The organism is Neorhizobium sp. SHOUNA12A, from assembly GCF_023006505.1.
In the GTDB taxonomy this organism is placed as follows: domain Bacteria; phylum Pseudomonadota; class Alphaproteobacteria; order Rhizobiales; family Rhizobiaceae; genus Neorhizobium.
In genome coordinates this window covers 1-565 of the sequence record NZ_JALBGV010000204.1, presented here as the reverse complement: position 1 = coordinate 565, position 565 = coordinate 1, and the positions used below count along the sequence as shown (strand labels likewise).

Sequence of the window (565 nt, the reverse complement as noted above, 5' to 3'; positions counted from 1 at the left end):
CGATCCGGCCTGCCCTTCATACGAACCGCCCTACGAACTGTCAGGCCTTGGACCCTTGATGGGGCGCGCGATCAAGTTCGATCCGACCGCCGGTACCGCATCGCTGATGCTGGACTTCTCGCTGTCGAAGCGCGGCGCGGTCGCAAGATCAGACGGGAGCGTCGCGTCAGCCGACAGTGTGAGGAACGCGACCAAAAAATTGTCCCTGCGTGGGCTGCTGCATTTCCTCTGGCATGAGAGCGGCCTGACGGAATGGACGTCGCATTGGACAGGCAAGCGGCACTGGTCGCAGGTCTATCAGCATCTGAGCGAGGCCGCTCGACTGATGGAGGTTCGTGGGCAGGCACTGGCCGACCGGCTGCTCATTCCCGAACCGTTCCGTGCCGGGGACAAGGCGGCGATCGAACAGCGCCGGGCCCAAAAGCTTGCGGGCCTCTTCCAGGCGGCGGCCGGTGCGAAAAAGCTGATGGTGCTGATTGGGGAGATCAAGGAGTTCGCAGAGGCGCGCAACGGCCGTCAGGTGGTGATCAAACACATGCCGGGCTTCCGGCTCTATCTCGAAGAG

At 63.2% G+C, this 565-nt stretch carries 1 protein-coding gene; it reads left to right on the top strand.

The window, feature by feature from the left end:
* On the top strand, positions 1–565 hold a 565-nt coding region (locus tag MOV63_RS33125; protein WP_258719369.1), incomplete at both ends, for a DUF1173 domain-containing protein.